Below are 23,839 nucleotides of genomic sequence, written 5' to 3' on the forward strand. Positions count from 1 at the left end.
CGTGATGCGGCACTTCCTGATCCGCCGAGAGGGGCGCCGCCGCGACCCGAGGCCGTCATCCCTTGAGTGACGCCACCAGCTCCCGCGCCACGGCGAGCGCCGGCTCCTTGCCGCCCGTGGCGTCCTTCATCGGCACCTCCTCGCGGTGCAGGATCACCTCGCCCATGAGGTTGCTCAGGCGGAACAGCAGGACGTCGTTCGTCCGCCCCTCCTGGTCGGTGGGGAAGAGCTCGAACGAGGTCTGCCCGAACGCCGCCTCGCCCACCCCCGCCACGTCCTGGCCCTTCCCGGTGACGGTGCGGAACGTCGTTCCCATCGCGGCCCCCCTGCTGGCACGCTCGCTGGCGTACCTGCGCGCGGCCACCGCGGGGCCGCTGAGGTCGCCGGTCGGCTGCTCGGCCCAGAGCCGGACGGTCAGCTTGCGCGCCGGGCCGGAGACCCCGTTGAGCCGCCACTCGCACCAGCCGGGCAGGGGCACCTGGCGCTTCACCGGCCCGTCCAGCAGCTCGGCGGCCCGGGCGTCACTGATCGCCCCGCACGGGTCGGGCGCCTTCGCGAACCTTCCCACCTCGGGCGTCCCCTTGAGCGCCGCGAGGCCGTACCAGCCGCCCGCGGCCAGCAGCAGAGCCGACACGACCGCCACGGGAGCCCGCCACCAGCGGCGACGGCGCCGGGCGGGCTCGGCCACGGCGCTCAGCCGCTCCCGGACCTCGCCCGCCGACGGCCGCGCCGCCGGGTCCTTGGCGAGCATCTCCATGAGCAGCGCCCCGAGCTCCGGACCCGCTTGCTCCGGGAACGGCGGGTCGTGCAGCAGCACCGCCGCCGCCACGGCGGCCGGCATGGCCCGCTCGAACGGCGCCCTGCCCTCGGCTGCCGTGTAGAGAGCCGCGCCCAGTGACCACAGGTCGGAGGAGGAGCCGGCGGCCCGCTGGTTCAGCCGTTCGGGCGCCATGTAGCCGAGCGAGCCGGCGCCCGAGACCGCACCCGGACCCGCGCCGTCCGGGCCGTACAGGGGCACGGCGATGCCGAAGTCGGTGAGCATCGCGGAGCCGTCGGAGTCCAGCAGGATGTTGGCCGGTTTGACGTCGTGGTGCAGCATGCCGTTCAGGTGCGCGGTCTCCAGCGCCGACAGCACCCGCAGCCCGACGCGCGCCACCTCGCCGGGCGGGAGCGGTCCGAGCTCCTTGACGACCTTGTCCAGCGACCGTCCGACGACCAGGTCCATGATGATCCACGGCTGGTCGCCGTCGAGCACCACGTCGTGGACCATCACGATCGCCGGGTCGCGCAGCCGTCCGGCGGACCTGGCCTCGTGGATGGCGCGGTCGGCGAACGCGGCCCGCTCCTGAGGGGTGAGACCCCCCGGGACGCGCACCTGCTTGACCGCGACCTGCCGGTCGAGCGTCTCGTCGATGGCCCGCCAGACCGTGCCGGCGCCGCCCTCGCCGAGCCGCTCCACCAGGCGGTAGCGGCCGGCCAGCCGGTAGGGCTCAGCCCGCACGGCGCAACGCCTGCTCGGTGACCCGCGCCGCGTCCAGCGCGGTGTTCCTGATGTCCGCGTCGGTGGGCCGGTTGCCCAGGTCGGAGTACTCGACCCGGACCACGAGGTTGGCCAGCCGGTAGTAGATGTGGGCGGAGTGCACCCGGCCCGTCGATCCCTTCAGCTCGTAGCCGAACGCCTCCTCGCCGACCCCGCTGACCGCGTGGACCGGGGTGAGGGTCGCCTTGTTGAAGCCCTTGGCGCCGATTTCGGGCCAGGTCCAGTCGATCTGCTGGTGTGTGTACCTGCCCCAGTAGACCCGCTGGTTCTCGAACAGGGTGTGAGCCGACGTCCGGGTCATCGACCACGGGTCGGCCGTGTCGGAGTCCTTCTGGAGCTGAAGCCCGAGGCCGCGCCCCTGAATGGCCCAGCCGCAGGTCGGGCCGTCCTGGTTCGAACTCCGCTTGCCGTCCGGGGGTTTCTGCAGGCGCAGGAGACGGCTCACGTCCTCACGCGGCAGCAGCGCGCACGCGTCCATCGGAACGGCGAACGCCTCGGGGAGGCCGTCGCCCTGCTGGCGTACGAGGAAGAAGGCACCCGTGCCCACGGCGGCGAGCAGGACCGCCACGGCCGCGGCGCCCCACAGGAGCCCCTTGCGGCGGCCCGGCAACCGGCGGGGTGCCGTGATCTCCTGCGTGGACGTGAGACGGGGGGCCTGGCCGGCCATGACCTGCCGCAGCGCGTCGCGGGCGGTCCGCGCGTCGGGCCTGTTGAACGGGTGACGCGCGGTCAGCGCGGCGATCACCGGCCCGATGGGACCGGCCGTCTCGGGCGGCGGCGTGGTGAGCGTGGCCGTGATCCGCTCGCTCGCCGTGCCGCCGTACATCGGCCGGCCCTCGACCGCGTAGAACAGGGTGGCCCCGACCGACCACAGGTCGCTGGCCGGGCCGCCCGGGTCGCCGTCCAGCCGCTCCGGCGCGATGAACCCCGGCGAGCCGATCGTCAGCCCCTGCTCGGTGAGGGCGGCCTGGCCCTCCTGACGGGCGATGCCGAAGTCGGTGAGCACCACCCGGCCGCCGTCGGTGATGAACACGTTGCCCGGCTTGACGTCGCGGTGCTGCAGCCCCTGCGCGTGGGCGGCGGCCAGCGCCTCCAGCAGGTCGGCGCCGATCCGCGCCGCGTGCTCCTGCGGCATCGGGCCGTGCCGCTTGACGACGTCGGCCAGGGTGCCGCCGCGCAGCAGCTCCATCACCAGCCACGGGCGGCCGTACTCGACGATGACGTCGTGCAGCGCCACGATTCCGGGATGGCGCAGCCGCGCGGTGGCCTGCGCCTCCCGCACGGCGCGCGTGACGAGTTCGTTCCGCTCCCCGTCGGGCAGGCCCTCGGGCAGCGTCAGCTCCTTGACCGCCACCTCGCGGTCGAGCATCTCGTCCCTGGCCAGCCACACCTTCCCCATGCCGCCGGAGCCGAGCGGGCGGATCAGGGAGTAGCGACCGGCGAGTCTTCCGCCAGACATAACCGGAAGACTAACTAATGATCATGATGAAGGGTTATTCGTCCGGTCCTTCTCAGGGGGTCCTTCTGAGCGGGTCCTTGTCGGGGCGGGCGCGCAACTGTCGGTGGCCGACTCTATGGTCTTGGATCGTGGACGCGGTACAAGGCACACTCGACGAGCTCGGCACCCCGCTGAGTGACGTCACGTTCGTGGTGTTCGACCTGGAGACGACCGGCGGCTCGCCCGCCGAGCACGCGATCACCGAGATCGGCGCGGTCAAGGTGCGGGCCGGCGAGGTGCTGGGCGAGTTCTCCACGCTGGTCGACCCGGGCGGCCCGATCCCGCCGTTCATCTCGGTGCTCACCGGGATCACCGACGCCATGGTCGTGGCCGCGCCCCGCATCGAGGCGGTGCTGCCGAGCTTCCTCGAGTTCATCCGGGGCACGACGCTGGTCGCGCACAACGCGGGCTTCGACACCCGCTTCATCAAGGCGGCCTGCGCCGACCACGGCTACCCCCCTCCGGCCAACCCGGTGGTCGACACCGTCGACCTGGCCCGCCGGGTGCTGACCCGCGACGAGACGCCCAACGCCAAGCTGGGCACGCTGGCCAAGTTCTTCCGCAGCCCCGCCGAGCCGTGCCACCGCGCCCTGCAGGACGCCAGGGCCACCGTGCACGTGCTCCACGGGCTGATCGAGCGGGCGGGATCGTTCCAGGTCCACACGCTGGAGGAGCTCAAGTCGTTCGTCCGCGCGCCCACCCCCGAGCAGCAGCGCAAGCGTCACCTCGCCGAGTCGGTGCCCCACTCCCCCGGCGTCTACCTGTTCGAGGACGAGCGCGGCGAGGTCCTCTACATCGGCAAGAGCACCAACCTGCGCAACCGCGTGCGCTCCTACTTCACCGCGAGCGAGACCCGGCCGCGCATCCGCGAGATGATCGGCATCGCCGAGCGGGTCCGCCACATCGTGTGCGCCACGGCATTAGAGGCCGAGGTACGCGAGCTGCGCCTGATCGGCGGCGCCAAGCCCCGCTACAACCGCCGCTCCCGGTTCCCCGAGAAGGTCGTCTGGCTCAAGCTCACCCAGGAGCCGTTCCCCCGGCTGTCGATCGTGCGCGAGGTGCGCGACGACGGCGCCGCCTACCTCGGCCCGTTCGGCAGCAGCCGCTCCGCCGACGACGCCCGCCTCGCCCTGCACGAGGCGGTGCCGCTGCGCCAGTGCACCCAGCCCGTCACGCTGCGCACCCGCCGGGCGGCCTGCGTGCTGCTGGAGATGGGCCGCTGCGGCGCGCCCTGCGAGGGCAGGCAGAGCCAGGCCGAGTACGCCGTCCACGCCGAGACGGCCCGCCGGGCCATGACGCTCGACGCCTCGCCCGTCCTCGCCGCGGTGACCGCCCGCATGGAGCGGCTCTCGGCCGAGCAGCGCTACGAGGAGGCGTCGGTCGACCGCGACCGGCTGGCCGCGTTCGTCCGCACGGCGGCCCGCATGCAGCGCCTGTCCTCGATCACGCGGATCCCGCAGCTCATCGCGGCCAGTCCGGCGTTCGACGGCGGCTGGGACATCCACGTCGTCCGGTACGGCCGGCTGGCGGCGGCCGGGGTCATGCCGCGCGGCGCCCACCCCACCCCGTACGTGGAGTCGTTGGCGGCCCACGCCGAGACCGTCCTGCCCGGCCCCGGCCCCGTCCACGCGGCGAGCGCCGAGGAGACCGAGTGCATCCTGCGCTGGCTGGAGTCGCCGGGGGTCCGGCTGGTGGAGGTCGACGGGGACTGGGCGCTGCCCGTCCACGGGGCGGCCCGTCACAAGGCCCGCATCGAGCTCGCCTACCGCCCTCTCACCGCGCAGCGCTCCCGCGAGGGCCGCCCCCTGCGCTGACCCGATAGAGTTGGGCCATGGTCACGGCTATCGTTCACATCAACGCCGAGGTGGACCGGATCCCGGAGGTCGCCCAGACGATCGCCGAGATCGACGGCGTCAGCGAGGTCTACTCCATCACCGGCGAGTACGACCTGCTGGCCATGGTGCGGGTGGCCGCCTACGAGGAGATCGCCGAGGTGGTCCCGGGCCGCCTCAACAAGGTCCCGGGCGTCCTGCACACCGAGACCCACATCGCCTTCCGGGCGTACTCCAAGCACGACCTGGACTCCGCCTTCTCGATCGGCTTCACCGAGTCCGACTGACCGCCCCCGCCCCCCCTGCGCCGGCCACGGCGGGACTTCGCCTGGCACGGCGGGGCACCACCGGACGCGGCAGCACATCACCGGGTACGGCAGCACACCACCGGCTACGGCGGAACGCGACCCGGAACGGCGGTGACGGCGACCTGCCGGACGCATCCGAGCACGCCGGGCCCGGCCGGACGCATGGACCGACTCGCCGACCGGCCACCCGATCCTTGCAGACCCGCGCCGCGACACCGCGCGCGAACCGAGGACAGCCCGAGGACCGCGCGCGAACCGAGGACGGCCCGAGGACCGCGCGCGAACCGAGGACGGCCCGAGGACCGCGCGCGAACCGAGGACGGCCCGAGGACCCGGGCGCCAATTCCACGGGACGCCTCCGCCAAGGACACCTCAGGCCACCACCCCCGGACACAACGCGAGCCCGGGACGGCAGCAGCCGCCCGGGCCCGGGTCGGGCCGCCGGTCCCGGAAGGACCGGCGGCGCGGGTGGTCAGTGAGTCAGCGAGCGGTCCTCGCCGGACTCGACCGCGGCGTGCTCCTCGTCGTGGCCGTGACCGTGGCCCTCGTCGAGGGCGATCTTCTCGCCGCCGTACGCGCGGGACATGCGGGCCCGGAGCTTGCCGAGCGGACCGCGCATGCCCTTGGGCGGGATGCCGGCGCCGTCCGCCTCGACGGGCAGCATGGGCACCGCTTCCTTGCCGCGCACGTGAGCCTCGATGTCGTCCGCCGCGGGCGTGTGGACCTCGATGAACTCACCGTGCGGCAGCCGCTTGATGACGCCCGACTCGACGCCGTGCGAGACGACGCCCGCGTCGTGGCGCTGCAGGCCGAGGCAGATGCGGTAGGTGATGACGTACGCCAGCGCCGGCAGCACGAACACCAGCACGCGACCGGCGTAGGTCGTCCAGTTGAGCGAGATCTGGAAGTTCGCCGAGAGCTCGTCGTTGGCGCCGAGCAGCCACAGCACGCCGTAGAACACGATGGCGGCCATGCCGATCGAGGTGCGGTGCGGGTTGTTGCGCGGGCGGTCCGCGACGTGGTGCTCGCGGTGGTCGCCCGTGATCCAGCGTTCCAGGAACGGGTACAGCGCGAGCCCCGTCATGACCAGGCCCAGCGGCACGAGCGCCGGGATGATCACACTGAGCGGCAGCGTGCCCGCGTGGGCGGTGCCGAACATGTTGATCTCCCACGACGGCATGAGCCGCAGCGAGCCTTCGAGGAAGCCCATGTACCAGTCGGGCTGGGAGCCCGCCGAGATGTCCGCCGGCGTGTACGGGCCGAACAGCCAGATCGGGTTGATCTGGGTGAAGGTCGCCAGCCCCGCGACCACCGCGAACGTGAACAGCGTGTACGCGCCGGCCTTGGCCATGAAGGCCGGGTAGAACGGCGCGCCCACCACGTTCTTGTTGGTGCGGGCCTTGCCGGGCATCTGGGTGTGCTTCTGCACCCACATGAGCACCAGGTGGGCCGACACGAGAGCCAGGATGAGGCCCGGGATGAGCAGGATGTGCAGCGAGTAGAACCGGGAGATGATGTCCTCGCCGGGATACTCGCCACCGAACAGGAAGAACGTGATGTACGTGCCGACCAGCGGCAGCGAGATCGCCACGCCCTCGGTGATCCGCAGACCGGCGCCGGACAGCAGGTCGTCGGGCAGGGAGTAGCCGGTGAGGCCCTCGACCAGCGCCAGCGTCAGCAGCAGGACGCCGATCAGCCAGTTGAGCTCGCGGGGCTTGCGGTAGGCGCCGGTGAAGAACACCCGGAGCATGTGCACCATCATGCCGGACACGAACAGCAGGGCCGCCCAGTGGTGCATCTGCCGCATGAGCAGACCGCCGCGCACGTCGAAGCTGATCTCCAGCGACGACGCGTACGCCTCGGACATCATGACGCCCTTGAGCGGGGCGTAGGAGCCGTCGTAGGCGATCTCCCCCATGCTGGGCTTGAACCAGAACGTCAGGAACGTGCCGGTCAGCAGCAGCAGGATGAAGGCGTAGAGCGCGATCTCACCGAGCAGGAACGACCAGTGGTCGGGAAAGACCTTCCGCAGGTTGCGCTTGAGGAAGTTGGCCGCGCCGATGCGCTCGTCGATGAAGTTCGACGGACCGGCGATGCCCTTGGGAACCGTTGTCAGGTCGCTGCTCATGCGTGACCTCCCTTGGACCTGGCCTCGGCCTCGGCGTCGCCGCGCTCCCAGTAGCTGGGGCCGACGGGCACCGCGAAGTCGCCCTTGGCGATGAGGTAGCCCTGGTCGTCGACCGTGATCGGCAGCTGCGGCAGCGGCCGGGCGGCCGGGCCGAAGATGACCTTGGCGCCGTCGGCGGCGTCGAAGGTCGACTGGTGGCAGGGGCACAGGATGTGGTGGGTGGTCTGCTCGTACAGGGCCGCCGGGCAGCCCACATGCGTGCAGATCTTGGAGTAGGCCACGATGCCGTCGTGCGTCCAGTTGCTGTTGACGCCCGACTTGATCTCTTCCGGCCGGAACTTGATCAGGATCAGCGTGGCCTTGGCGAGGGCGTTGAGGTCATGCTGGTAGCCCTCGGGGACGACCGAGAGGATGCCGCCCGGCGAGTTGAAGTCCGCCGCGCGGATCGGCTGGCCGGTGCCCTCGACGACGAGGCGCAGCGGCTTGCCCTCCTTGGTCTTCTCGCCCCAGACGGTGTGGCGCAGGGTCTCGTTGAACTTCGCGCCGGGCATCTTCGAGTTGTCCAGGTCGCGCAGGAGCACCAGCGGGACCAGGCCCAGCGGAGCCGCCGCCAGCAGCAGGGTGCGGCGCAGCAGCGGGCGCTTGACGAACCCGCTCTCGTTGGCGCCCTGGATGAAGGTCTCGGCGACCACCTCACGGCTGTCCTCGTCGGAGGCCATCGTGTGGCGCTCCTGGACGAGGGAGTACTTCGGCATGATCTGGCGGACCCAGACCACGATGCCGACGGCCAGCCCCAGCAGCGCGAGCGTGAGAGTTCCGCCCAGCGCGAGGTTGGAGACCGCGGTGGCCTCCGGGCTGCCCACCTGGAAGACCACGTACGAGATGATGAACGCGATCGCCGCGAGGAAGGTGATCGTGAAGCAGAGCGCCACGATCTTCTCGGCCTTGCGGGCCTTGTCCTGGTCCTGGTACGTGACGCCGGGGACCTCGGTGTCGCCCCGGCCGGGCTCCACTCCGTCGCCGAGCATCGAGGTGCCCGGGGCGGGGGTGCCGATGACGCGCTTGGGCACGCGGTCGTCGGGCTGCTCGGTCTCGTGCTCGATGTCTGTCATGACTTCTGTCGCTTCTTCGCGGTGATCCAGATGGATGCGAGGATGAGGGCCACGATGCCCACCAACCAACCTACGAGACCCTCGGTCACGGGGCCGATCCGACCCAGGCCGAAGCCTCCCGGGTCCTTCTGCTCGCGCACCTGGGTGATGTAGGCGATCATGCTGCGCTTCTCTTCGGGCGTGATCGTGGTGTCGTTGAACACCGGCATGGCCTGCGGCCCGGTGACCATCGCCTCGTAGATCTGCTCCGGAGTGGCCTGGTTGAGGTTCGGCGCGTACTTGCCCTGCGTGAGCGCGCCGCCCGCGCCTGCCCAGTTGTGGCACTGGATGCAGTTGGCGCGGAAGAGCTCGCCGCCCTTGCCGGCGTCACCGAGCGCGGGGTCGACCTGCTCCTTGCCGGGCACCTGCGGGCCGCCGCCGAGCGACTGCACGTAGGCGCCGATCTGGCGGATCTTGTCCGGCGTCACCCAGCCGGCGAGCGGCTTGCGCGGCACCTGCGCGCCCGGGTTGGACGCCGGCATGCGGCCGGTGCTCATCTGGAAGTCGACGGCCGCGGCGCCCACGCCGATCAGCGTCGGCCCGGTCGACGTGCCCTGCGCGTTCATGCCGTGGCAGCTCGCGCAGTGGACCTCGAAGAGGCTCTTGCCCTCCGCGACGTCGTCCAGCTTGCCCGAGGCGAGAGCCGCGTCGGCGGGCCGGCCGGCCTGCACGAAGGCGGTATAAACCATCCCGACCAGCGCCAACGCCAAAATCAGGACGGCGTATCTCGCGAGGGGATGCCGCCGCCAAGCGGTGATCCTAGTCACAGAGATCCCGTTCCTTAACGAATGATGTAGATGGTCGCGAAAAGACCGATCCAGACGACGTCGACGAAGTGCCAGTAGTAGGACACGACGATCGCGCTGGTGGCCTGCTCATGCGTGAAGCGCTTCGCGGCGTACGTGCGTCCCAGCATGAACAGGAACGCGATCAGGCCACCGGTCACGTGCAGGCCGTGGAAGCCCGTCGTGAGGTAGAACACCGACGTGAATGCGTTGGCGGACAGGGTGGCGCCCTCGCTCGCCAGCTCGCCGTACTCGTACAGCTGACCGCCGACGAACACGGCGCCCATCAGGAAGCTGACGAGGTACCAGAAGCGGAGCTTGCCGACCTGTCCCTTCTCTGCGGCCCACACGCCCAGCTGGCACGTCACACTCGACAGCACCAGGATGATCGTGTTGACCGTCGCGAACGGGATGTTCAGGTGAGCGCCTTCGGCGGTCGCGCCCTTCGGCAGCAGCGCAGGCCCCCATTCGAGGCCGTGGCCCTGGCTCACCGACCGGATGGTGAAGTACATCGCGAACAGCGCCGCGAAGAACATGAGCTCAGAGGACAGCCACACGATCGTCCCGACGCTGACCAGGTTGGGTCTGCGGGACGGATGTGCTGTCGTCGTCGAAGTTATTGCGGATGCTGTCGCCACGGGCAGCATTATTGCGGCTCCGGGTGTCGGTCCGGCGCACGACCCCCCGTTAGCGGGGGTCCGGAGACCACCAAGCTGGGATGATTCCTGCAAATCACGCGCCTGGGACGGCTCCCTGGGATTGCACGCCGTCGCACCGGTACGATCCCAGGTGACCATATACCGCTTCGACCGATAGTGAGCGCGACCGTGAGCACCGACGACACCATGAAGGTCCTCGTCTACAGCGACGACGCCACCACCCGCGAGGAGGTGCGGCTGGCGCTCGGCCGCCGTCCGGCCGCCGACGTGCCGTTCGTGGAGGTCGTCGAGTGCGCCACCGAGCCCAAGGTCCACCAGTGGCTCGCCTCCGGCGAGATCGACGTCGCCGTGCTCGACGGCGAGACCCAGCCGGCCGGCGGCATGGGCGTGAGCCGGCAGGCCAAGGACGAGGTCTACGACTGCCCGCCGATCTGCCTGATCATCGCCAGGCGCGACGACCGCTGGCTGGCCGAGTGGTCCAAGGCCGACGCCGTCGTCCCGCAGCCGCTGGAGCCCCTGGTGGTCGCCGAAACCGTCGCCGACCTCATGCGCCGCCGTTCCTCGACCCGACTCAACGCTAAGTAGGTGCCCTCCGTGGATGCCCGGACCACCTGGCCGGCCCTGCTGTCGGCGCTCCTCTCCGGGGAGCACCTCACCGCCGACGAGACCGCCTGGGCGATGAGAGAGATCATGTCCGGCTCCGCGACGCCCGCGCAGATCGCCGGCTTCGCCGTGGCGCTGCGGGCCAAGGGCGAGACCGTGGCGGAGGTGGCCGGGCTGGCCCGCACCATGCTGGAGCTGGCCACGCCGCTGAGCGTGGAGGGCCCGGTGGTCGACGTCGTCGGCACCGGCGGCGACCGCGCCCACACGGTCAACGTCTCCACGATGGCGGCGATCGTGGCCGCCGCCGCGGGCGCGCGCGTGGTCAAGCACGGCAACCGCGCCGCCAGCTCCTCGTGCGGCGCCGCCGACGTCCTGGAGCACCTGGGCATCCGCCTCGACCTCACGCCCGAGCAGACCGCCCGGGTGGCGCGGGAGGCGGGCATCGCGTTCTGCTTCGCGCCCGTCTACCACCCGGCGCTGCGCTTCGCCGGTCCGCCGCGCAAGGAGATCGGCGTCCCGACGGTCTTCAACTTCCTCGGCCCGCTCACCAACCCGGCCCGGCCGGCGGCCCAGGCGATCGGCGTCTACGACGCGGGCATGCTGCCGGTGCTGGCGGGCGTCTTCGCCGAGCGGGGCGTGTCGGCGCTGGTGTTCCGCGGCGACGACGGCCTCGACGAGCTGACGATCTCCACCACCTCGACGGTGTGGACGGTCCGCGACGGCGCCGCCACGCAGACGGTGTTCGACCCGGCGGTGCTGGGCATCCCGCGCGCCGACGCGGCCGCGCTGCGCGGCGGCGACGTGACGTTCAACGCCCAGGCGGTGCGCGACCTGGTCCACGGCGTGACGGGGCCGGTGCGCGACGCGGTGCTGCTCAACGCCGCCGCCGCGCTGGTCGCCCTCGACGGGCCCGGCGACGACCTCGACTCGGCCATGATCGACGCGTACGCGCGGGCGACACAGGCGGTCGACTCCGGCCGGGCCGCCGCGACCCTCGACCGCTGGGTCGAGGTGAGCCGCGCCGCCTGACGACAGCTCCAACGCGACCGGACGCGGCCCGGGACGTCCACGGCTTCACCAGCCGGCACGCCCCGGGCCGCGTTCGCGTCCGTACGGCCCGTACGCGGCCGATGGCCTGCCCTTACGTCCGCTCCCCCATCCGCGACCCACCGGGCGTGAGGAAGCCATCACAGCGCCGCGCGGAGCCTCTGCGCGGCGCCGCCGGAGCGCTCGTCAGAACCCCACGGTGGGGCCGTCCTTGATCGAGCTCCACTTGAGCCATTCCTTCCAGTTCTCCTGCCAGTGCCCCCAGCCGTTGGTGGGCTCCAGCACGCGCGGCGATCCCGTGATGATGATCGGGTCGCCGATCAGGGTGTTGTCGAGGAACCACTTGGCGTTCTCCGGGCTGACGTTCACGCAGCCGTGGCTGACGTTGGAGTTGCCCTGCGCCCCCACCGACCAGGGCGCGCTGTGCACGTACTCGCCGCTGTTGGAGATCCGGACCGTGTCGTAGACCGTGAGCTGGTAGTAGCCGGACTCGCCGGGGCCGATGCCGGGCGAGGTCATGACCGTCACGGCCTCCCGGGACATGGCCAGGTGGATGCCGGAGGTCGTGTAGAACTTCCAGGCGCCGCCCTGCCCCGCGCTCATCGGCATGGTGCGGACCACCTTGCCGTCGCGCCTGACGGTCAGGACGTGGTTCTGGGTGGTGCCGCGGGTGATCTGCTCGCGGCCGATGCGGAAGTCGAGCCGCACGTCGCGCTTGCCGTACATGCCCTCGCCGCCGCGCACGCCGGCCAGCCGGGCGTCCAGGCGGACCTTGGTGTAGGCGGGCCAGTACTCGGTCGGCCGGAAGTCGACGTGCCGGTCGTCGAACCAGTGCCACGCGCCCTGGACGGGCTTGGAGCTCTGCACGGTGAGGTTGCGCTCGATCGCGACCCGGTCGGTGATCGGCTTGTCGAAGGTGATCATGATGGGCATGCCGACGCCCACCGTGGTGCCGGTGTCGTTGCTGTTCGGGGTGATGTACTCGATGTCGAAGGTCTGGGCCGCCTTGACCGTGGTGAAGGTGCTGGTGCTCTCCTTGCGCCTGCCGTCGGCGTTGACCGCGACGGTCCGCACCGTGTACTTCGTGCCCGGTCTGGCGGTCTGGTTGCTGCGCCAGCGGGTGCCGTCCGCGCTGATGACGCCGGGCAGGGGGCCCTGGTCGCTGCTGACGTGGACGCTGGTGAGCCTGCCGGCGTCGGCGGCCACGACGACGGGCTCCTCGGTCGGCACGTCCTTGGCCCGGTCGCCGGGGATGACGGCCACCGAGACGGCCGGGGCGGCGGGTTTGACGGCTTGTCTGGTTGCGGTGGTGGCGGTGCACGCCGTCAGCAGTGACAGAGCGAGCAGACCGGCCGATCCATACGTGAAGCGCCCCACGAGTACTCCCCCGTCCCGTTCGGTCCCTTCGCCTCCCGTTGTACCCTGAGTGATGGATTCGCCACTTTGTGTGGCGGTAAAGATCATCAAAAAGCGGGCGCCCTCCCGCAAGGAGGACACCCGCTTCGACGGCTCGCGTCAGTGCGAGAAGTTGCCCCGGTAGTACTGGAACACGAAGCCGATCATCGCCATGATGACCAGGAAGATCCCGATCAGGAACATCCAGAGGCCGACGACGAACCCGGCGAAGGCGAAGGCCGCCGCCAGGCAGAGGAACAGCGGCCACCAGCTGCTCGGGCTGAAGAAGCCGATCTCACCCGCGCCGTCGCTGATGTCGGCCTGCTTGTTGTCCTCCGGCTGGGCGCCGATGCGCCGCGCCGTGAACATCAGGTAGTAGCCGATCATGAACGCGAAGCCCACCGAGATGGCCATGGCGGTGGTGCCGACCGGCTCACCGTGGCCCGTCGCGGCCTTCGTCCAGAACCAGTAGGCGACGTCGACTCCGGCGAAGAAGACGCCGCACAGCAGGAACAGCCAACCCTGGACCTTCATCAGGCCTCGACCTCCTGGGCGGACTTGGCGGACGTGTGCGGGTAGTGCAGGTCGAACGCCGGGCGCTCCGAGCGGATGCGCGGCAGCGACGTGAAGTTGTGCCGCGGCGGCGGGCAGGAGGTCGCCCATTCGAGCGAGCCGCCGAAGCCCCACGGGTCGTCCACGGTGACCTTCGGAGCGCTGCGCCAGGTCTTCCACACGTTGTAGAAGAACGGCAGCGTGGACGCGCCGAGCACGAAGGCGCCCACCGACGAGATCATGTTGAGGTCGGTGAAGCCGTCGAGCGGGCTGTAGTCGGCGTAGCGGCGCGGGAAGCCCGCCACGCCCAGCCAGTGCTGGATGAGGAAGGTCGTGTGGAAGCCGATGAACAGCAGCCAGAAGTGGACCTTGCCGAGGCGGTCGTTGAGCATCTTGCCGGTGAACTTCGGCCACCAGAAGTAGAAGCCGGCGAACATCGCGAACACCACCGTGCCGAACACCACGTAGTGGAAGTGCGCGACCACGAAGTAGGTGTCACTGATGTGGAAGTCCAGCGGCGGGGAGGCCAGGATGACGCCGGTCAGGCCGCCGAGCAGGAAGGTGATGAGGAAGCCGATCGAGAACAGCATCGGCGCCTCGAAGCTCAGATGGCCTCGCCACATCGTGCCGATCCAGTTGAAGAACTTCACGCCCGTCGGCACCGCGATGAGGAACGTCATGAACGAGAAGAACGGCAGCAGCACCTGTCCGGTGGGGAACATGTGGTGCGCCCACACCGTGATCGACAGACCGGCGATCGCGATGGTCGCCCCGACCAGGCTGATGTAACCGAAGATCGGCTTGCGGCTGAAGACCGGCAGGATCTCCGTCACGATGCCGAAGAACGGCAGCGCGATGATGTACACCTCGGGATGGCCGAAGAACCAGAACAGGTGCTGCCACAGGATCGGCCCGGCGTTGGCCGAGTCGAAGATGTGGGTCCCGAGCTTGCGGTCGGCCTCCAGGGCGAGCAGCGCGGCCGCCAGCACCGGGAACGCCATGAGCACGAGCATGCTGGTCAGCAGGATGTTCCAGGTGAAGATCGGCATGCGGAACATCGTCATGCCGGGAGCGCGCATGCAGATGATCGTGGTGATGAAGTTGACCGCGCCGAGGATGGTGCCGAGGCCGGACAGCGCCAGACCCATGATCCACAGGTCGCCGCCCATGCCGGGCGAGTAGACCACGCTGGACAGCGGGGTGTAGGCGAACCAGCCGAAGGAGGCGGCGCCGTTGGGGGTGAAGAAGCCCGACACGGCGATGGTGCTGCCGAACAGGTAGAGCCAGTAGCTCACCATGTTGAGGCGCGGGAAGGCGACGTCGGGGGCGCCGATCTGCAGCGGCATCAGCTCGTTGGCGAAGCCGGCGAACAGCGGCGTCGCGAACATCAGCAGCATGATCGTGCCGTGCATGGTGAACAGCTGGTTGAACTGCTCGTTGCTGGTGAACTGCAGACCCGGCTGCGCCAGCTCCGCCCGCATCACCAGCGCCATGACGCCGCCGATGAGGAAGAAGATGAACGACGTGATCAGGTACAGGTGACCGATGATCTTGTGGTCGGTGGAGGACAGCCACTTGGCGATGATCCGGCCCTTGGGTGTGGGCCTTGCCGTCGTCCGGAGGGGCTCTTGGATGGCGGTCACTGGGCGCTCCCAGTCTGGGTCGCGATGTACTGGTCGTACTCGGCCTGCGGAACGAGCTTGACGTTGAACAGCATGCGGCTGTGGTCCACACCGCACAGCTCGGCGCAGCGGCCGGCGTAGACGCCGGGCTTGTTCAGCGTGGTGATCTCGAACTTCCGGCCCTTGTCGTTCTCCAGGAGGCCGGGGATCACGTCACGCTTGAACAGGAACGCCGGCACCCAGAAGGAGTGGATGACGTCCGGGGAGTTCAGGTCGAACTCCACGCGCTTGTTCACGGGCAGGACGAGCTGGGGACCCTGGTGGTAGTCGCTGACCGGCTGGCCCGTCACGGGCTTGAGCGTCTTGCCGCCGACCGTCGTGGTGAAGCGCCAGCTCCACTGGAACGCCTCGACCTTGACCTGGACGTCCGGATTGCCCGGCAGGGCCTGCAGGTCGCGGGTGTCACGGGCGGTGAAGAAGAAGAACACCGACACCATGACGAGCGGCACCAGGGTGTAGAAGATCTCGATCGGCAGGTTGTAGCGAACCTGCGGAGGCAGCTCTGCCTTGGCCCGTCGCCGGGTGTGGAAGATGCACGCCCACACGATCAGGACGATGACGACGACACCCGTGGCGAGCGCGGCGATCCAGGCGCCGTTCCACAGATTGGTGATGGTGTCACCCTGGGTGGTGATGCTCGTCGGAAGGAGGCCACGAGACCAGTCGGCCTTGGGAACGTCATTAGCACACGCCGTCACGGTGGCCAGCAGCAACGCCAAAGCGGCGGCGCGCGGCACCCCGCGCCGGGCCAACGAACGCCGTGTCGAACGGCGAGTCGGACTCACGGATCGCCTACCCCACAGATGAAGCCCAAGAGTCACTCTTGGGCGCTCGTATTTCCAAATGCACAGCTGATTGCAGACACATTAGCGTGCAAGGGCCCCGCCCTCCCGCGCGCCCCCTCGGATGGCGCGCCCCTGATGGGGCCCGGTGTCTCCTGCCGGAGACGGCCGGGCGGCCGGGAGCCGGCCGCGAGCGGGTCGGCGCGGGTGGGACGATGGTCACGTGGCGTACTTCGACGCGGCCTCGACCGAGCCGCTGCACCCCCGGGGGCGCGAGGCGCTCCTGGCGGCGATCGACGTCGGCTGGGCCGACCCCGCGAGGCCGTACACCCAGGCCCGCCGGGCGCATCTGCTGCTGGAGCAGGCGCGCTCGGAGGTGGCCGAGGTGCTGGGCGCGCGTCCCGACGAGGTGTCGTTCACCTCTTCGGGCACGCAGGCCGTGCATCTCGGCGTCCTCGGCACCCTACACGGCAGGCGCAGGGCCGGACGCCACCTCGTCACGGCCGCGGTGGAGCACTCCAGCGTGCTCCACGCCGCCCAGCTGCACGAACGCGACGGCGGCACGGTCGAGACGGTCGGCGTGAGCCTGACCGGCCGGGTCGACCCGGCCGCCTTCGAGGCCGCCGTGGCGCGGGAGGGCACCGCGCTGGCGTGCCTGCAGACCGCCAACCACGAGGTGGGCACGCTGCAGCCGGTGGCCGAGGCCGCCGAGGCGTGCCGGCGGTTCGGGGTCCCGCTGCTGGTCGACGCGGCGCAGACCGCGGGCCGGCTGCCGGTTCCCGCGGGATGGTCGGTCCTGACGGCCAGCGCCCACAAGTGGGGCGGCCCGGCCGGGGTGGGCGTGCTGGCCGTGCGCAAGGGCACGAGGTTCCGCTCGTTCGTGCCGGAGGACGAGCGGGAGCGCCGCCGCGTGCCGGGCTTCGAGAACGTGCCGGCGGCCGTGGCCGCCGCGGCGGCGCTACGCGCCATGGCCGAGGAGGCCGCCGTGGAGCAGCGGCGCCTGTCGGAGCTGGTCGGGCGGATCAGGGAGACGGTCCCGAAGATCGTCCCGGACGTCGAGGTGATCGGCGAGCCGGTCGAGCGGGCACCGCACATCGTGACGTTCTCCTGCCTGTACGTGGACGGCGAGGTGCTCCTCGGCGAGCTCGACAAGGCGGGGTTCGCCGTCTCGTCCGGCAGCTCCTGCACCGCTAGTACGCTTCGTCCATCGCACGTCCTGGAAGCGATGGGCGTGCTCACCCATGGCAACGTGCGGGTCTCCCTGCCCAGGGGCGCAACCGCGGACGAGGTCGACAGGTTCCTCGCCGTGCTGCCCGAGCTGGTGCGCCGGATCCGCCACGACGCAGGAGTCGCATGACCGAGGTCACCACGCCGGCACTGACGATCGACGCACTCGGGAAGAAGTGCCCGATCCCGATCATCATGCTCGCCGAGCAGATCAACCACGTGCCGCTCAACTCCGTGGTGGCCGTCCTGGCCGACGACCCGGCCGCCTACGCGGACGTGCCGGCCTGGTGCCGCCTCAAGTCGCACCGCCACGTCGGCTCGTACGAGCTGCCGGGCGGCGGCTGGTCGATCCACGTCCGGCGCAACTACTGACCCCGGCCCCCGTGGTCGTTGCATGTGGCTTGTGACCCGATATGGGTAGGGCCAGTGCGGGCCGGAGACGGCTCACCGACCGCTCAAGGGGGAGAGATGACCGAAGGACACCCGCACGAGACCGCACGCGACGTGATGAACCCGGGCGCCGAGTGCCTGCCGGCCCACGAGTCACTCGACCGGGCCGCGCAGCTCATGCGCAACGGCAACATCGGGGCGCTGCCCGTCTGCGACTCCGACGGGCGGGTCATCGGGATCATCACCGACCGCGACATCGTGATCAAGTGCGTGGCCGAGGGCCGCGACCCCGCGCAGGTGCGGGCCGGCGACCTGACGGCGGACCTGGTGGCGGTGACGCCCGACGCCCCGCTGGCGGAGGCGCTGTCGCGCATGGAGGAGCACCGGATCAAGCGGCTGCCGGTGGTCGAGGACGACCGCGTGGTGGGCATGATCAGCGAGGCCGACCTGGCCAGGCACCTGCCGGACGCCCAGCTCGCGGAGTTCGTCCACCGCGTCTACGCGCACGGCTGACACCAGGACGAGGGACCCGCGAGCCGGCGGTGTGCTCGGCTTCGCGGGTCCGTCCGTGCGGCATCGACCTCGGACCGGGGCGCCTAGGGGTGGTGGCAGCGCACGTGGGCGCCGACCTCGTCGGCGGCCTCGGCACCGTAGGCGGCGGCGAAGCGCTCCAGGAACACCTTCTGGCCCAGCTCGTACTCCTGGCCGCCGACGTTCTCCAGCACGTGGGTGGCCGTCAGGTTGCCGATCTGGCCGCAGCGCTCCAGCGACACGCCCCAGGCCAGGCCGGCCAGGAAGCCGGCGCGGAAGGCGTCCCCGACGCCCGTGGGGTCGGCCTTGCCCCGCTCCGGGGCCGGCGCGACGTGGATGGGCGGCTCGCCGTGGCGGTCGATGACCGCGCCCTTGGGGCCGAGCGTGGTGACGCGGACGCCGACGCGGGACAGGATCTCCTCGTCGGACCAGCCGGTCTTCTGCTCGATGAGCCCCTTCTCGTAGTCGTTGGAGAACAGGTAGGCGGCGCCGTCGACGAGGTCGCGGATCTGGTCGTCGGCCATGCGCGCGAGCTGCTGGGACGGGTCGGCGGCGAACGGGATCCCGCGCTGGCGGCACTCGTCGGTGTGGCGCAGCATCGCGTCGGGGTCGTTGGGGCTGACCAGCACGAGGTCGAGGCCGCCCACCCGGGCGGCGACCGGCTGCAGCTCGATGAGCCGCGCCTCGGCCATCGCCCCGGTGTAGAAGGAGGCGATCTGGTTGTGGTGCTCGTCGGTGGTGCACAGGAAACGGGCCGTGTGGCGGGTCTCGGAGACGTGCACCGAGCCGCAGTCGACGCCGTGGCGCTCCAGCCAGGAGTGGTAGTCGGCGAAGTCGTTGCCGACGGCGCCCACCAGGACCGGCTTCAGGCCCAGGCAGCCCATGCCGAAGGCGATGTTCGCCGCGCACCCGCCGCGACGGATCTGCAGGTCGTCGACCAGGAACGAGAGTGACACCCGGTCGAGCTGCTCGGCGATGAGCTGGTCGCCGAAGCTTCCGGGGAACGTCATCAGTTGGTCGGTCGCGATGGAGCCGGTGACGGCGATGCGCACGGGATTCTTCTTCCTCGTTGTCAGCAAGCCAAATGAGCCCCTCGAGAATACGCGAAGGTCCCGCACGCACAAAGGCGAGCGGGACCGTGTCGGTGACTACCCGTCAGACGACTAGTTGAAGGAGTCGCCGCACGCGCACGAACCGGTGGCGTTGGGGTTGTCGATGGTGAAGCCCTGCTTCTCGATCGTGTCGACGAAGTCGATGGACGCGCCCATGAGGTACGGGGCGCTCATCCTGTCGGTCACGACGCTCACGCCGCCGAAGTCGGTGACCACGTCGCCGTCCATCGAGCGGTCGTCGAAGAAGAGCTGGTAGCGCAGGCCGGAGCAGCCGCCCGGCTGCACGGCCACGCGCAGCTGCAGGCCTTCCTCGCCCTGCTGCTCGAGCAGGCTCTTGACCTTGGCGGCGGCCGCGTCAGTCAGGATCAGGCCCTGCGTCGTGGTCTCGCTGCTCTCAACCGTCATCTGCTGACTCCCTAACCCGGCTGTCTAACCCGGCTGTCTCTTTCTGACGTCCTACTCAGACGCTACCAACACCTGGGGCATGCCCGGCATTCCCCCGCCTCCCCCTGGTTCCTTCCACTCCCTACCCACCCGGGACGCGACCATCGCGGGCCGTGTGCCATCATCAGTATCGTCAGTCCGACGATAAGGGGGTGTGGCCGTGGCCACCCAGACTGGTCTGCCGCTCTTCGTCCTCGGCAGGGACGCCGATCCGCACTCCGAGCGGGGGGTGGACTGCCCGGGCGAGCTCCCGCCCGCCTCCGACCCCGGCCTGGTGGACCGGGCACGCAAGGCCAAGGAGGCGCTGGGCGACCGGCTGTTCGTGCTGGGCCACCACTACCAGCGCGACGAGGTCATCCAGTTCGCCGACGTGACGGGTGACTCCTTCAAGCTGGCGCAGCAGGCCGCCGCCCGGCCTGAGGCGGAGTACATCGTCTTCTGCGGCGTGCACTTCATGGCCGAGTCGGCCGACATCCTCACCGGGGACGCCCAGAAGGTGATCCTCCCGGACCTCGCCGCCGGGTGCTCGATGGCCGACATGGCCACGTTCGACCAGGTCGAGGAGTGCTGGGAGGCGCTGGAGGACGCGGGCCTGGCCGGCGAGGTGATCCCCGTCACGTACATGAACTCCAGCGCGGACATCAAGGCGTTCTGCGGGCGCAACGGCGGCGCGGTCTGCACCTCCTCCAACGCGCGCCGCGCGCTGGAGTGGGCGTTCGGGCAGCGCGGCAAGGTGCTGTTCCTGCCCGACCAGCACCTCGGCCGCAACACGGCCGTGCTGGAGATGGGCATGTCACTGGACGACTGCGTGGTGTGGAACCCGCACCACCCCAACGGGGGCCTGACGCGCGAGCAGCTCCAGCGCGCCAGGATGATCCTCTGGAAGGGCCACTGCTCGGTGCACGGCCGCTTCACGGCCGACTCCGTCGACGACGTACGGCGGCGCGTCCCGGGCGTGAACGTGCTCGTCCACCCGGAGTGCCGGCACGAGGTGGTGCTCAAGGCCGACCACGTCGGCTCCACCGAGCACATCATCAAGACGCTGGAGGCGGCGCCCGCCGGGTCGAGCTGGGCGATCGGCACCGAGCTGAACCTCGTCAAGCGGCTCGCCGGGATGTTTCCGGACAAGAATGTCTCGTTCCTGGACCGGACGGTCTGCTACTGCTCCACCATGAACCGCATCGACCTGCCGCACCTGGTGTGGGCGCTGGAGTCGCTGGCGCTGGGCGAGGTGGTCAACCAGATCACGGTGGACGCGGACACCGCGCACTGGGCGCGGGTCGCCCTCGACCGCATGCTGGCCCTGCCCTAGCGGCCGCCGGAACCCGGGGCGGCGGGGACGGCGTCGCCGAACGCGTAGACCACCCGGACGCCGACCGACAAGGTCTGGCGCCCGGGGCTGACCGACGAGCGGTCCTCGGCCGCCATGGCGGCGAACGCCATCGGCTGGGGGCCGCCCCTCGCCTCCTCGGTGACCGACACGACCCGGCCGAGGGGCCTCCCGGCCAGCCGGGCGTACTCGGCCGCCTTGGCGGCGGCGTCGCGGAACGCCCGCTCCCGGGCCTGCGCCAGCGCCCCGGACGGGTCGGACAGCTCGAAGGACACGCCGCCGAGCCGCGCCTCCTCCCCCACCCCCGCGACGGCGTCGACGACCCGGTCGGCACCGGCCAGGTCGCGCACCACCGCCTCGACCCCCTGGGCCGCCCGGTACCCGGACACCCTGGGGTAGGCCTCGTACTCGGGGCCGAGAGACAGCTCGCTCGTCCGCAGGTCCTCCCCGGCGACGCCGGCCCCGCGCAGGGCGGCCTCCAGCCGGGCGGCGGCGGTCCGGACGGCGGCGAACGCCTGCGCGGCCGAGGCGCCGCGCACCTCGACACCGGCGCTCAGCCGCATGACGTCGGGCGCGGCGGCCGCGGATCCCTCACCGGCGACCGCGATCTGCTCGTGTTCGGTGGTCACCCGCACCCCTTCGTGGACGTGTTACGCGGACGGGCCTTCGTGGACGTGTTCCTCTTCGCGTGGACGCGTTCGTCCTGCGTGGACGTGTTCTTCTTACGTGGACGTGCGCGGTTCCGGGTGTGCCGTCCTTCCCGCCATTCTGCTGGCCGCCCGGGAGTCATGCCAGGGTCGTCAGCGCGGCCGGGTCCCGGAGCAGGACCCGGCGCGGGACGCGGACCAGCTCGGCCCGCAGCGGGGCGGCCACCCGCTCACCGCGGGAGCGCCGCCGGCTCGTGCTGACCACGACGACCGGCACGGCCGGCATGGGTCGCCCGGCGCGCAGGCGGCGCAGCCCGGCGGCCATGTCGCGGCGGGCCAGCCACTCCCCCGCCACCGCGGCCGCCGTCCTCCCCAGCCCGCCGGCCCCCGGCCGGACGGGCGAGACCGGGGCGTACAGGCGGGCCAGGACCGGGGCGGCCAGCTCGGCGAGGGCCGCGGCGCCCCATGTGCCGCCCAGGGCGGGCAGCCAGCGGGCCGCCTCCCGGACCGGCTCCGACGGGCCCCGCGCGCCCGGCACCACGGGGGCCGGGTCCACGAGGACCAGCCCGGCCACCCGCAGCGGGTGCAGCCGGGCGAACGCCTCCGCGTGCCAGGCGGCCTGTCCATGGGCGACGACGGTGACGCGCTCCGGGTGCGCGGGGGCGAGCGCCGCCAGGCGGGCCGCCTCGCCGTACAGGGTGGGCGGCACGGACGAGGCGGGGGCGGCACCCAGTCCGGGGCGGTCGAAGCGGATCACCCTGCGCCCGCGCGACGGCGCGCCCGCCAGCCGCTCCCAGGACAGCCACGCGCCGCCGAGACCGGAGGTGAGGATCACGGCGGGCCCGGCGCCGGCCCCGTACCCCGGTGCGGGTCCGGCCTCCGGCGCCTGGCCCGGTGGGGCGGACAGGAGCAGCCTGAGCCCCGCGTACACGAGCCAGCCGGCGAGGAGCGCGACCTGGACGCGCTGCACGACCCCCGCGCCGGGCGGAAGCCCCAGGACCGCCGGGGCCGCGCCGGGGGCGAGCGTGAGGGCGCTCGCGGCGCCGGAGGCGAGCGTGAGGGCGGCCGGGGCCGCGCCGGGGGCCAGAACGAGGAACGGGACGCCCAGGACGCCGGCGGCGGCCGTGAGGACGCCGGCCCCCAGGGACGCGCCCGCCAGCAGCGCGGCCGGCCAGGTGTGCCAGCGCAGGCTCAGCAGCACCATGGCGGCCACTCCGCACGCCGCGGACGGCACCCCGGCCACGGCGTGGACGTGATGGGCCAGCGACCGCGCCCGGTGCGCGCACGACGGGTCGCTCAGCACCGCGCAGTCCAGCGGCAACGCGGCACCGGCGATCGTCAGCACGGCGAAGACGGCCAGCAGCAGCCAGCCCGCCCCCTCACCGTCCGTCCGGGGCGTGAGGGCCACGCCGAGCAGGCAGGCCAGGCCCGCCAGCGCGTCGGTGGCCCGGAACAGGCGCGTCCACGGCTGGTCGCGGGCGGCCAGCTCGCTCACGTAGCCGGCGGCGCCGCCCAGGGCCGGGGTGGTGAACTGCCCGGTCACCCAGGCGCTGGCGAGCACGGCGGCCACGATGAAGGCAGAAGCCGCAAATACCGACAATTGTCGCTCCACGCGACAATTAGACCACTCTCCGTGTTCAGAGCCCCGGGGCGCCCCATACCGGGAACCAGCGGGCGAGGTCGGACTCCAGTGGGAGGTCCGTCGCCAGCACCCCCCGCGCCTGGAGTTCGAGCGCGTTGTCGCGCCGCTGACCGGGCAGGGGCGCGAACGGGTAGAAGGTGCCGCGCTTGTACAGGTACACGACCGCCAGCCGCCGCCCGTCCGGCCCGGCGAACGACACGAGCGAGCACAGCAGCGACGGGCCGAACCCGGCGCCCTCCAGCGTGGAGTTGACCGCGTGCAGCTCCGTCACCAGGTCACCGGACGCCTCGGGCGGGCGGCGCACCAGGAGCCACGTGTAGCCGTAGCCGTCGTCCGACTCCTCGACCCGCTCGCCGAGCAGCGCCTTGGCGTCCCGCTCCGCCTCCGCGAACGCGCCTCCCTCCGCGGCGCGGAACGCCACCGAGCCCAGCCCGGTCGGCGTCAGGCCGGTGGCGGCCTCCAGGGTCACGGCGGCGGACGGCAGCGCGAACAGCGCGTCGAGGTTCGGCCTGACCGGTTTCGAGCGGCCCAGGAGGGCGTCCAGCCAGCCCACG

General features: G+C 71.3%; 23 protein-coding genes. 8 read left to right on the forward strand and 15 right to left on the reverse strand.

Translation table 11 applies throughout. The annotated features are described in order from the left end of the window. Nucleotides 1-55: 55 nt before the first annotated feature. Together ABZS51_RS29810 and ABZS51_RS29815 are read right to left on the reverse strand one after the other, a co-directional pair. A complete protein-coding gene (locus ABZS51_RS29810) occupies nucleotides 56-1,501 on the reverse strand; it encodes a serine/threonine-protein kinase (RefSeq protein ID WP_355447762.1) in 1,446 nt (481 codons plus the stop codon). Beyond that, on the reverse strand, nucleotides 1,491-2,999 hold the full coding sequence (locus ABZS51_RS29815) for a serine/threonine-protein kinase (RefSeq protein WP_355447765.1): 1,509 nt from the start codon (nucleotides 2,997-2,999) through the stop codon (nucleotides 1,491-1,493). The genes ABZS51_RS29810 and ABZS51_RS29815 overlap by 11 nt, the downstream gene beginning before the upstream one ends. A gap of 128 nt (nucleotides 3,000-3,127) precedes the next feature. Here ABZS51_RS29815 and ABZS51_RS29820 point away from each other — a divergent pair, with 128 nt between their 5' ends. Further along, the gene (locus ABZS51_RS29820; protein ID WP_310715065.1) at nucleotides 3,128-4,852 is read left to right on the forward strand and encodes a DEDD exonuclease domain-containing protein; all 1,725 of its coding nucleotides are present in this window, start codon (nucleotides 3,128-3,130) and stop codon (nucleotides 4,850-4,852) included. Nucleotides 4,853-4,869: 17 nt separating this feature from the next. Continuing rightward, nucleotides 4,870-5,157, forward strand: a complete 288-nt coding sequence (locus tag ABZS51_RS29825; protein WP_310715066.1) for an Lrp/AsnC ligand binding domain-containing protein — start codon at nucleotides 4,870-4,872, stop codon at nucleotides 5,155-5,157. Nucleotides 5,158-5,650: 493 nt separating this feature from the next. On the opposite strand, the gene ABZS51_RS29830 is transcribed toward ABZS51_RS29825, so the two are convergent. The 4 genes from ABZS51_RS29830 to ABZS51_RS29845 are packed head-to-tail and all read right to left on the reverse strand — an operon-like array spanning nucleotide 5,651 to nucleotide 9,889. Further along, nucleotides 5,651-7,306 carry a ubiquinol-cytochrome c reductase cytochrome b subunit gene (locus ABZS51_RS29830; RefSeq protein ID WP_355447769.1) on the reverse strand — a complete coding sequence of 552 codons (1,656 nt, stop codon included), beginning with the start codon at nucleotides 7,304-7,306 and terminating at the stop codon, nucleotides 5,651-5,653. Beyond that, nucleotides 7,303-8,418, reverse strand: a complete 1,116-nt coding sequence (locus ABZS51_RS29835; protein WP_310715070.1) for a Rieske 2Fe-2S domain-containing protein — start codon at nucleotides 8,416-8,418, stop codon at nucleotides 7,303-7,305. Before ABZS51_RS29835 ends, ABZS51_RS29830 begins: the two co-directional genes overlap by 4 nt. Continuing rightward, nucleotides 8,415-9,224: a c-type cytochrome gene (locus ABZS51_RS29840; protein ID WP_355447773.1), complete on the reverse strand. Its 810-nt coding sequence runs from the start codon at nucleotides 9,222-9,224 to the stop codon at nucleotides 8,415-8,417. The genes ABZS51_RS29835 and ABZS51_RS29840 overlap by 4 nt, the downstream gene beginning before the upstream one ends. A gap of 14 nt (nucleotides 9,225-9,238) precedes the next feature. Beyond that, nucleotides 9,239-9,889: a heme-copper oxidase subunit III gene (locus ABZS51_RS29845; protein ID WP_355447776.1), complete on the reverse strand. Its 651-nt coding sequence runs from the start codon at nucleotides 9,887-9,889 to the stop codon at nucleotides 9,239-9,241. A 198-nt stretch (nucleotides 9,890-10,087) separates the two neighbouring features. Between ABZS51_RS29845 and ABZS51_RS29850 the strand changes: the two genes are divergently transcribed. Together ABZS51_RS29850 and trpD are read left to right on the forward strand one after the other, a co-directional pair. Further along, a complete protein-coding gene (locus ABZS51_RS29850) occupies nucleotides 10,088-10,486 on the forward strand; it encodes a hypothetical protein (RefSeq protein WP_310715248.1) in 399 nt (132 codons plus the stop codon). A gap of 9 nt (nucleotides 10,487-10,495) precedes the next feature. Continuing rightward, a complete protein-coding gene (trpD, locus tag ABZS51_RS29855) occupies nucleotides 10,496-11,533 on the forward strand; it encodes an anthranilate phosphoribosyltransferase (protein ID WP_355447778.1) in 1,038 nt (345 codons plus the stop codon). Between the two features lie 204 nt (nucleotides 11,534-11,737). On the opposite strand, the gene ABZS51_RS29860 is transcribed toward trpD, so the two are convergent. From ABZS51_RS29860 to ABZS51_RS29875, 4 genes are all read right to left on the reverse strand, one after another. Next, nucleotides 11,738-12,928, reverse strand: coding sequence for an Ig-like domain-containing protein (locus ABZS51_RS29860; RefSeq protein WP_355447781.1), 1,191 nt, complete (start codon nucleotides 12,926-12,928; stop codon nucleotides 11,738-11,740). Between the two features lie 138 nt (nucleotides 12,929-13,066). Then, the gene (locus tag ABZS51_RS29865; protein ID WP_355447784.1) at nucleotides 13,067-13,480 is read right to left on the reverse strand and encodes a cytochrome c oxidase subunit 4; all 414 of its coding nucleotides are present in this window, start codon (nucleotides 13,478-13,480) and stop codon (nucleotides 13,067-13,069) included. Further along, nucleotides 13,480-15,141: a cytochrome c oxidase subunit I gene (gene ctaD / locus ABZS51_RS29870; RefSeq protein ID WP_310715080.1), complete on the reverse strand. Its 1,662-nt coding sequence runs from the start codon at nucleotides 15,139-15,141 to the stop codon at nucleotides 13,480-13,482. Before ctaD ends, ABZS51_RS29865 begins: the two co-directional genes overlap by 1 nt. After that, nucleotides 15,138-15,932 carry a cytochrome c oxidase subunit II gene (locus ABZS51_RS29875; protein ID WP_310715081.1) on the reverse strand — a complete coding sequence of 265 codons (795 nt, stop codon included), beginning with the start codon at nucleotides 15,930-15,932 and terminating at the stop codon, nucleotides 15,138-15,140. Before ABZS51_RS29875 ends, ctaD begins: the two co-directional genes overlap by 4 nt. Before the next feature lie 253 nt (nucleotides 15,933-16,185). Here ABZS51_RS29875 and ABZS51_RS29880 point away from each other — a divergent pair, with 253 nt between their 5' ends. The 3 genes from ABZS51_RS29880 to ABZS51_RS29890 all read left to right on the forward strand — a co-directional run bounded on the left by ABZS51_RS29880 (nucleotide 16,186) and on the right by ABZS51_RS29890 (nucleotide 18,092). Continuing rightward, on the forward strand, nucleotides 16,186-17,319 hold the full coding sequence (locus ABZS51_RS29880) for an aminotransferase class V-fold PLP-dependent enzyme (protein ID WP_355447787.1): 1,134 nt from the start codon (nucleotides 16,186-16,188) through the stop codon (nucleotides 17,317-17,319). Beyond that, nucleotides 17,316-17,561: a sulfurtransferase TusA family protein gene (locus ABZS51_RS29885; RefSeq protein ID WP_310715084.1), complete on the forward strand. Its 246-nt coding sequence runs from the start codon at nucleotides 17,316-17,318 to the stop codon at nucleotides 17,559-17,561. The genes ABZS51_RS29880 and ABZS51_RS29885 overlap by 4 nt, the downstream gene beginning before the upstream one ends. Nucleotides 17,562-17,657: 96 nt before the next feature. Then, on the forward strand, nucleotides 17,658-18,092 hold the full coding sequence (locus tag ABZS51_RS29890; protein WP_355447790.1) for a CBS domain-containing protein: 435 nt from the start codon (nucleotides 17,658-17,660) through the stop codon (nucleotides 18,090-18,092). Between the two features lie 83 nt (nucleotides 18,093-18,175). On the opposite strand, the gene ABZS51_RS29895 is transcribed toward ABZS51_RS29890, so the two are convergent. Both ABZS51_RS29895 and erpA read right to left on the reverse strand, forming a co-directional pair. Next, nucleotides 18,176-19,162 (reverse strand): carbohydrate kinase family protein, encoded by a 987-nt coding sequence (locus tag ABZS51_RS29895; RefSeq protein WP_355447793.1) that lies wholly within the window; start codon nucleotides 19,160-19,162, stop codon nucleotides 18,176-18,178. 111 nt (nucleotides 19,163-19,273) lie between these two features. Next, the gene (gene erpA / locus ABZS51_RS29900) at nucleotides 19,274-19,627 is read right to left on the reverse strand and encodes an iron-sulfur cluster insertion protein ErpA (RefSeq protein WP_049566397.1); all 354 of its coding nucleotides are present in this window, start codon (nucleotides 19,625-19,627) and stop codon (nucleotides 19,274-19,276) included. A 193-nt stretch (nucleotides 19,628-19,820) separates the two neighbouring features. Here erpA and nadA point away from each other — a divergent pair, with 193 nt between their 5' ends. Further along, on the forward strand, nucleotides 19,821-20,978 hold the full coding sequence (gene nadA / locus ABZS51_RS29905; protein ID WP_355447796.1) for a quinolinate synthase NadA: 1,158 nt from the start codon (nucleotides 19,821-19,823) through the stop codon (nucleotides 20,976-20,978). On the opposite strand, the gene ABZS51_RS29910 is transcribed toward nadA, so the two are convergent. From ABZS51_RS29910 to ABZS51_RS29920, 3 genes are all read right to left on the reverse strand, one after another. Beyond that, complete coding sequence (locus ABZS51_RS29910; RefSeq protein ID WP_355447799.1) at nucleotides 20,975-21,625, reverse strand: SIMPL domain-containing protein; 651 nt, start codon at nucleotides 21,623-21,625, stop codon at nucleotides 20,975-20,977. The two genes, nadA and ABZS51_RS29910, sit on opposite strands and share 4 nt — an antisense overlap. Before the next feature lie 157 nt (nucleotides 21,626-21,782). Beyond that, nucleotides 21,783-23,204, reverse strand: coding sequence for an alpha/beta fold hydrolase (locus tag ABZS51_RS29915; protein ID WP_355447802.1), 1,422 nt, complete (start codon nucleotides 23,202-23,204; stop codon nucleotides 21,783-21,785). 76 nt (nucleotides 23,205-23,280) lie between these two features. After that, nucleotides 23,281-23,838: a hypothetical protein gene (locus ABZS51_RS29920; RefSeq protein ID WP_310715092.1), complete on the reverse strand. Its 558-nt coding sequence runs from the start codon at nucleotides 23,836-23,838 to the stop codon at nucleotides 23,281-23,283. Between the last annotated feature and the right edge of the window lies 1 nt (nucleotide 23,839).

Source organism: Nonomuraea sp. NPDC005501, from assembly GCF_040605905.1.
In the GTDB taxonomy this organism is placed as follows: Bacteria; Actinomycetota; Actinomycetes; order Streptosporangiales; family Streptosporangiaceae; genus Nonomuraea.